Below are 5,989 nucleotides of genomic sequence, written 5' to 3'. Positions count from 1 at the left end.
CCGCCGGGCGGGGGCGGCGGGGCCGGGTGTGGCAGTCGCCGGCCCGGGCCGGCATCGCGACCAGCGTCCTGCTGCGGCCCGGGGAGGCTGTGGCGGAGCGCGGCTGGCCGCCGGCCCCCGCGACCGGGTACGGCTGGCTGCCGTTGCTGGCCGGAGTCGCCCTGGTCGAGGCGGTGACCCGGGTGGCCGAGGTGGAGGCCGGTCTGAAGTGGCCGAACGACCTGCTGATCGGTGCGGCGAAGTGCGGCGGCATCCTGGCCGAGGCGGTGCCCGGGGCGGCGCCGGCGCAACCCCCGGCGATCGTGCTCGGCATCGGCCTGAACGTCACGTTGCGCGCCGACGAGCTGCCGGAGAATCCGACCGGGCTGCCGGCGACCTCACTGCAGCTGGCCGGTGCCGTCGCGACCGACCGGGATCCGCTGCTGCGCGCCCTGCTCCGCTCGCTCGCCCAGTGGTACGACCGCTGGCGGGCAGCCGGCGGCGACGCGGTGCACAGCGGGCTGCGTGACGCCTATCTGGCCTGCTGTGCGACGCTCGACCGGCCGGTGCGGGCGCTGCTTCCCGACGGCGCGGAGCTGTCCGGCCGCGCCACCGGCGTGGATGTCGACGGTCAACTCCTGCTCGACACCCCGGCCGGTCTCCGCCGGCTGTCCGCCGCCGACGTCCTCCACCTCCGCTGATCCTCGCCTCCGCGCGCTCCCACCTCGTTGATCATGAGGTTGGCGGGGGGTTCCGTCCGGAACGGTGCCGTCACCCTCATGATCAGCCGGATCGGTGGCGGGATTGTGCCGCGAGGGTGGTACGGCAGGGCGCCGGGAGTGGTTAGGGTCGGGCGTCCGGTTCCGCCGAGGAGGTTGTCGTGGCGTTCCCCGCAGACGTGCTCACCGAGGACGAGCACGTCGTCCTGCACCTGCACCCGCACTGGAAGGCGCTGGTGCGCCCGGTCCTGGTGCTGCTGCTGGGTGTCGCCGCGCTGGTGGCGGGCTGGATCCTGCTGCCCGGGGGCGACGGCGGGATGATCGCCCGCTACGTGCTGACCGGGCTGGTGCTGGTGCTGCTGCTGTGGTGGGCGTGCTGGCCGTTCCTGGTCTGGCGGACCACGCACTACCTCTTCACCGACGAGCGGGTGCTGCTCCAGCACGGCGTGCTCGCCCGGGAGCGGCGTGACCTCCCGTTGGCCCGGATCAACGACCACTCGATGAGCCAGCGCCTGGTGGAACGGGTGCTGGGCTGCGGCACGTTGACCATCGAGTCGGCCGGTGAACGCGGCCAGTCGGTGCTGCTCGACGTGCCGCGGGTCGGCAAGGTCCAGACCAAGCTCTACGAGTTGGTCGAGGCCCACCACGACAAGCACTCGGTGGGCGACGACGAACTGCGGGAGATCCTCGCCGACATGCGCGACGGGAACGCCGCGACCTGACCCGGCGCGCCGGGCGAACCAGTGGGGACGGCCGGGTACCGGGCGGTCAGCGGCGGGGTCGGCGGGTGCCGGCGTGCAGCTCGGCGGCGAGTTCGGCGTCCAGGTCGGCGCTCACGGCACCGCCGAGGCCGGGGTCCAGCGCCGGGCGGACCTTCGGTTGCGGGAAGATCGGCTCGGCGGCGGCTGCCGGCTTGCGCCGGTCGGTCGGCTGGGTCTCTTCCAGCTCGGTGACCGACTCGGCCAGTTCCGCGACCGGGTCCAGCTCGGCCATCGTGTCCCACTCGTCGCGGGGCAGGTGGTGCCAGGTCTGCGCGGCGTGCGCGGGGACCGGCTGGAAGACGAAGGTCCGGTACGACCAGAAGCGGAACAGCGTGGCCAGCAGGACGCCGCAGGTTTTCGCCACGTTGAGCGCGAGCAGGCCGTGGACGCCGAGGCCGTACTTGGCCAGGGCCAGGACGCCCAGCTCGATCAGGAGGCCGGCACCATTGAAGAGAAAAAACAGGACATACTCCCGCTGGACCGCCGATTTCGGGCGATCCCGGTACGTCCAGTGCCGATTCATCAGATACGACGTGATCGTGGCGACGATGGTCGCGATGACCGTCGCCTTCAGTTGACCGTTGACGAAAACGGTGAGTGCCAAGGCGTTGAACACCGCGTAATTGATGACGGTGTTGACGCCACCGACGATGCCGAATTTGAGCGCCTCGTGGATGAACTTCTGCCAGCGCTCGGGCAGCAGACGGACAAGACGCATGCGGAACACCTTAGGGCAGAGGTCGGGAGCCGGCGGATCCCGGCCGGACGGGATGGGCGTTAGCTCACGCCCGCGGCGGCGGGTCGTCCGCCGCCTCCGGAACCGGGGGGATTCCCGCTTCCACGAAGACGAACCGTCGATACGACCAGAACCGGAACAGCGTCCCGAGCCCGGTGCCGACCAGGAAACTGGCGATGTTGTCCGCCAGTGCGGTCTGGAACACGTCCGGCCAGATGCTGCCCAGGCCGTACCGGCTGAGTGCCAGGCAGGCCACCGCGATGCCCAGCCCCACCGCGTTGAAGAAGAAGAAGAGCGCGTACTCGCGGGCCGGGTGGGAGCGCAGCCGGTGCCGCCATGTCCAGAATCGGTTGCCGATGAAGGCCAGGGTCGCCGCCACCACGGTCGAGACCGTCTTCGCGGCGACCGGCGGGACACCCTGGCCGAAGGCCAGGAAGTTGAACAGGGCGAAGTCGATGAGGAAGGCGATGCCGCCCACGGTGGCGAACTTGCTCAACTCGCGGACGAGGTGACCGAAACGGTCCAGCAGGGTGCTGACCAGACCCGAGGAGGTCTGCGGAGACCCGGGTTGGTCTCCGGTCGTCGTCACGGCCACCCGCCGAGCGTACCGGTTGGGGGTTGCGCGGGCGCGGAGCAACGGCGAGCCGTCCGGGACGGACCCGTGGGCGGCGCCGGAAGGTGAGTCCCCTGTCACATTCGGCATTCCTTTCGTTCCGGCTTCAGGCCGATCGCGTCGTCCGTCTGATTTCCGGTCCGGCGTCGTCGATGTCGAAGCGCGGCAGCAGTTGACCGCAGGATTTGCGTGAAACTGCGCGCCGAAGCGGGTATCAGATCGTGATGCGGCAACCGGGCCATACCTTGTGCAGTTCTTCACAACCAGTCCCACTGACTAAAAGGTCCACCCGGTTTACGCTGAGCGCAATCCCAGGTTTTCACGAAGGCGACGCGGTCCGCGTCCGCCGAGAGTCGTGCATCCCATAGATCGGTCAGCGTCGACCACGAGGAGATGTGTCATGGTTGCTCCGGCTGTTGTGCGGGGTATCGATCAAGCCCCGACGACCCACCCCAAGCTGCTCGCCTGGGTCAGAGAAGTCGCGGAACTGACCACCCCGGAGCGGGTGGTGTGGGTGGATGGGTCCGACGAGGAGTGGCGGCGCCTCACCGACGAACTCGTCGAGAAGGGGACACTCATCCGGCTCAACCCGGAGAAGAAACCCAACTCGTTCTACGCCCGGACGGACCCGACGGACGTCGCCCGGGTCGAGGAGCGGACCTTCATCTGTTCGGTCGACGAAGCGGACGCCGGCCCCACCAACAACTGGATGGCGCCGGCGGAGATGAAGCGGACGATGATGGAGCTGTACCGCGGTTGCATGCGCGGGCGCATCATGTACGTCATCCCGTTCTGCATGGGCCCGGTCGAGGCCGAAAGGCCGATGTTCGGCGTCGAGATCACCGACAGTCCGTACGTGGTCGCCTCGATGCGCATCATGACCCGGATGGGGACGAAGGTCCTGGAGGCGATGGGCGACGACGCCGACTTCGTGCACGCGCTGCACTCCATCGGCGCCCCGCTCGCCCCCGGCCAGCAGGACGTGACCTGGCCCTGCAACGAGACGAAGTACATCTCGCACTTCCCGGAGACCCGGGAGATCTGGTCCTTCGGCTCCGGCTACGGCGGCAACTCGCTGCTCGGCAAGAAGTGCTACTCGCTGCGGATCGCCAGTGTGATGGGTCGCGACGAGGGGTGGCTCGCCGAGCACATGCTGATCCTCAAGATCACTTCGCCGGAGGGTCGGGTCTACCACATCGCCGGCGCGTTCCCGTCGGCCTGCGGCAAGACCAACCTCGCCATGCTGGAGCCGACCATCCCGGGCTGGAAGGTCGAGACCATCGGTGACGACATCGCCTGGATGCGGTTCGGCCCGGACGGCCGGCTCTACGCGATCAACCCGGAGTACGGCCTCTTCGGGGTCGCGCCGGGCACCGACTGGAAGACCAACGCCAACGCGATGCGCACCCTGGAGCGCGGCAACTCGATCTTCACCAACGTGGCCCTCACCGACGACGGCGACATCTGGTGGGAGGGCATGGGTGAGCCGCCGGCGCACCTGACCGACTGGAAGGGCAACGACTGGACACCGGAGAGCGACAGTCTCTCCTCGCACGCCAACAGCCGGTTCTGCACCCCGATCACCCAGTGCCCGATCCTGGCCGACGACTACTACGACCCGAACGGGGTGCCGATCGACGCGATCCTCTTCGGTGGCCGCCGCCGGGACACCGTCCCACTGGTCACCGAGGCCCGCGACTGGGTGCACGGCGTCTACCTGGGTGCCACGCTCTCCTCGGAGACCACCGCCGCCGCCTCCGGCGCGGTCGGCGTGGTCCGTCGTGACCCGATGGCGATGCTGCCGTTCATCGGCTACCACGCCGGTGACTACTTCCGGCACTGGATCGAGATGGGCAAGGGTGTCGACGGCGACGAGTCGAAGCTGCCCAAGATCTACTACGTCAACTGGTTCCGTAAGGACGCCGAGGGCGACTTCCTCTGGCCCGGCTTCGGCGAGAACTCCCGGGTGCTCAAATGGATCATCGAGCGGATCGAGGGTCGGGCCGAGGCCGTCGAAACCCCGATCGGCATGGTCCCCGCGCAGGACGCGCTCGACGTCGAGGGTCTGGACATGACCCCCGAGGACGTCCGGATCGCCCTCAAGGTCGACCCGGACGAGTGGCGCGAGGAGTTGCCGCTGGTCACCGAGTGGTTCGAGAAGTTCGGTGACAAGCTGCCGGGCGTGCTCTGGGCCGAGCTCGACGCCCTGCGCGCCCGGCTCGACGCGCAGCAGCCCCGGCGGTAGGTGTGCCGGTTGCCCGCACCGGGCACCATCGGATCCCATGAGGACGGCCGTCGAGACCACGCAGGTCCGGCGGCCGTCCGCCGTCCGGGCGTTGACCACGCTGCTCGCCGCCACGGCCGCGGCCACCGTCGTGGTCGAGCTGCTCAACTGGTGGTACGCCCCGGAGCAGGCGTTCGGGCTGGCAATACGGACCGGTTGGGCCATGCTGCGCTCGCTGGGCTTCCTGGTGCTGATCGGGCACGTCAACCGCGGACGTGCCGGGGCGAAGCCGTTCGGCTTGATCCTCGCCGTCACCACCGTCTTCGCGGTCGGCCGGCTGGTGGTGCCCCGGGAGGGGGTGCCGCCCCTGCCCGGCCTGCTCGGCTTCGCCCTGCTCGCCGCGCTCTGCGGGGCCGTGGTCTGGCTGCTCTACCGCTCGGAGGCGGTGGCCGGGCACCTGGTCCGGCACCGCAAGGGCCTGGTGCTCGACGGCGGGACGATCACCTGGCGGGAGATCGCGCCGAAACGCCCCCCGGTCACCGCCTGGCTGCTCACCAGCCGGGTCGCCGCCTTCACGTACAGCCCGCTGCTGCTGGTGCCGGCCCTGGTCGCCGCCGGCGCCGTTCTGGACGACCGGCTCGCCGCCGCCCCGGTGGTGCTGCTCTGGTTCCTCACCGGTATCGCGGTCAGCTACCTGGTGCTCTTCTGCACCGCCTTCCTGATGCGGGGCCGGCGTTGGGCCCGCACGCTGCTGGTGGCGATCACCCTGGGCGTGCTCGCCGTCGATCTGCCGCTGTGCTGGTGGCTGCTCGGCGTCGACGGACTGATCCGCGACGGTGCCCCGCTGGTCGCCGCCGCCGTCCTGGCCCTGTACGGCCTCCGCCGTGCCGCCCGCGCCGAAGCCGCCTCGCTTCCCACCTGAACGCGCCCGCCGCTGCCCGCAACCCGCCCCGCCAC

6 protein-coding genes are annotated in these 5,989 nt (G+C 70.0%); 4 read left to right on the top strand and 2 right to left on the bottom strand.

Annotated features, from left to right (window positions below):
- Both E1166_RS28870 and E1166_RS28865 read left to right on the top strand, forming a co-directional pair.
- Positions 1 to 680 (top strand): biotin--[acetyl-CoA-carboxylase] ligase (locus E1166_RS28870; RefSeq protein WP_132343025.1); only part of this gene is annotated, 680 nt, incomplete at its 5' end.
- A 179-nt stretch (positions 681 to 859) separates the two neighbouring features.
- Positions 860 to 1,420 carry a PH domain-containing protein gene (locus tag E1166_RS28865; RefSeq protein WP_132269557.1) on the top strand — a complete coding sequence of 187 codons (561 nt, stop codon included), beginning with the start codon at positions 860 to 862 and terminating at the stop codon, positions 1,418 to 1,420.
- A 46-nt stretch (positions 1,421 to 1,466) separates the two neighbouring features.
- Here the strand turns inward: E1166_RS28865 and E1166_RS28860 are convergent, their stop codons facing one another.
- Together E1166_RS28860 and E1166_RS28855 are read right to left on the bottom strand one after the other, a co-directional pair.
- Positions 1,467 to 2,177, bottom strand: a complete 711-nt coding sequence (locus tag E1166_RS28860) for a GtrA family protein (RefSeq protein WP_132343024.1) — start codon at positions 2,175 to 2,177, stop codon at positions 1,467 to 1,469.
- Positions 2,178 to 2,241: 64 nt separating this feature from the next.
- On the bottom strand, positions 2,242 to 2,790 hold the full coding sequence (locus tag E1166_RS28855; protein WP_243710574.1) for a GtrA family protein: 549 nt from the start codon (positions 2,788 to 2,790) through the stop codon (positions 2,242 to 2,244).
- 418 nt (positions 2,791 to 3,208) lie between these two features.
- Here E1166_RS28855 and E1166_RS28850 point away from each other — a divergent pair, with 418 nt between their 5' ends.
- Positions 3,209 to 5,053, top strand: coding sequence for a phosphoenolpyruvate carboxykinase (GTP) (locus E1166_RS28850; protein ID WP_132343022.1), 1,845 nt, complete (start codon positions 3,209 to 3,211; stop codon positions 5,051 to 5,053).
- Between the two features lie 37 nt (positions 5,054 to 5,090).
- Positions 5,091 to 5,954 (top strand): hypothetical protein, encoded by an 864-nt coding sequence (locus E1166_RS28845; protein WP_132343021.1) that lies wholly within the window; start codon positions 5,091 to 5,093, stop codon positions 5,952 to 5,954.
- The last annotated feature ends 35 nt before the right edge of the window (positions 5,955 to 5,989 follow it).

The organism is Micromonospora sp. KC213 (assembly GCF_004348325.1).
Classification (GTDB): Bacteria; Actinomycetota; Actinomycetes; order Mycobacteriales; family Micromonosporaceae; genus Micromonospora.
Note: the sequence above shows the minus strand (reverse complement) of the source record. Positions and strands in the feature narration are given on the sequence as shown.

Coding starts and splice junctions, on each gene's coding strand:
- E1166_RS28860 (WP_132343024.1), bottom strand. CDS start 2,177: ATGCGTCTTGTCCGTCTGCTGCCCGAGCGCTGGCAGAAGTTCATCCAC.
- E1166_RS28850 (WP_132343022.1), top strand. CDS start 3,209: ATGGTTGCTCCGGCTGTTGTGCGGGGTATCGATCAAGCCCCGACGACC.
- E1166_RS28845 (WP_132343021.1), top strand. CDS start 5,091: ATGAGGACGGCCGTCGAGACCACGCAGGTCCGGCGGCCGTCCGCCGTC.